The organism is Dietzia sp. Die43 (genome assembly GCF_024519835.1).
In the GTDB taxonomy this organism is placed as follows: domain Bacteria; phylum Actinomycetota; class Actinomycetes; order Mycobacteriales; family Mycobacteriaceae; genus Dietzia; species Dietzia kunjamensis.
This window is the reverse complement of record NZ_JALJRF010000059.1, coordinates 1-941: the sequence shown is the minus strand read 5'-3', so window position 1 is coordinate 941 and position 941 is coordinate 1. Positions and strand designations below refer to the sequence as shown.

Below are 941 nucleotides of genomic sequence, written 5' to 3'. Positions count from 1 at the left end.
TGAACCGCACTGGCTCCGTCGGAGGGTGTTGCTGAATCAAGCGGCCTGAGGTTCGGTCGCCTGTTTGGAACGGTACATCTCTTCGTATTCGACGGGTGGTCGGTAGTCGGTCGCCGAGTGCAGCCGCTCGTCGTTGAACCATCGCACCCAGTCCGCGGTCTCGCGTTCGACCTCGTTGCGTCCGGTCCACCTGCGGGTCGTCTCGAGGTCGATCAGTTCGGTCTTGTAGAGCCCGATCGTGGACTCCATGAGGGCATTGTCGAGAGCGTCGCCGACGCTGCCTATCGACCCCTGCATCCCGGCGTCGCGGAGCGCATCGGTCAGGGCCAGGGAGACGTACTGGGTGCCGGCGTCGCTGTGGTGGACGAGTCCGGTCGAGGTGAACTCGAACGAGCCCCGTCGGCGGGTGTGAATCGCCTGCTCGAGTGCCGACAGGACCAGATCGGAGCGCCTGGTCATCGAGGCGCGCCAGCCGAGTATTCGGCGGGAGTAGACGTCCACGACGAACGAGACGTAGCAGAAGCCGGCGAGTGTCCATACATATGTAAAGTCGGCTACCCACCACTGGTCGGGCCGCGTCGGCGCGTTCCACTGACGGTCGATCAGATCGGGGTGCCGGTCCGCGGAGGGATCGGACTCGGTGGTGATTGTGCGCCGCTTACCTCGCACGATGCCGGCGATGCCGCAGATGCCCATCAGGCGGGCCACCTGATCTCGGCCGATGTCCCGGCCCCGCCGGCGCAGGCTGTGCCATAGCTTGAGCACTCCGTACAGGCCCCGCTGGTCGTGGAATAGGCAGAACACCTCGTGGGCGGCGTACGCGTCATCCAGTTCGGCGGCGGTGGACGGCGCGGCCGAGCGGGCGTAGTAGGTGCTCGGGGAGATCGTGATGCCGTGCTCGGTGAGCACGCGGCAGATCTGCTCGACCCCGAATCGCACCT

At 66.0% G+C, this 941-nt stretch carries 1 protein-coding gene; it reads right to left on the bottom strand.

All coding sequences use genetic code 11. The annotated features are described in order from the left end of the window. Positions 1 to 36: 36 nt before the first annotated feature. Positions 37 to 941 (bottom strand): IS3 family transposase (locus tag NR111_RS18220; RefSeq protein WP_256821625.1); only part of this gene is annotated, 905 nt, incomplete at its 5' end.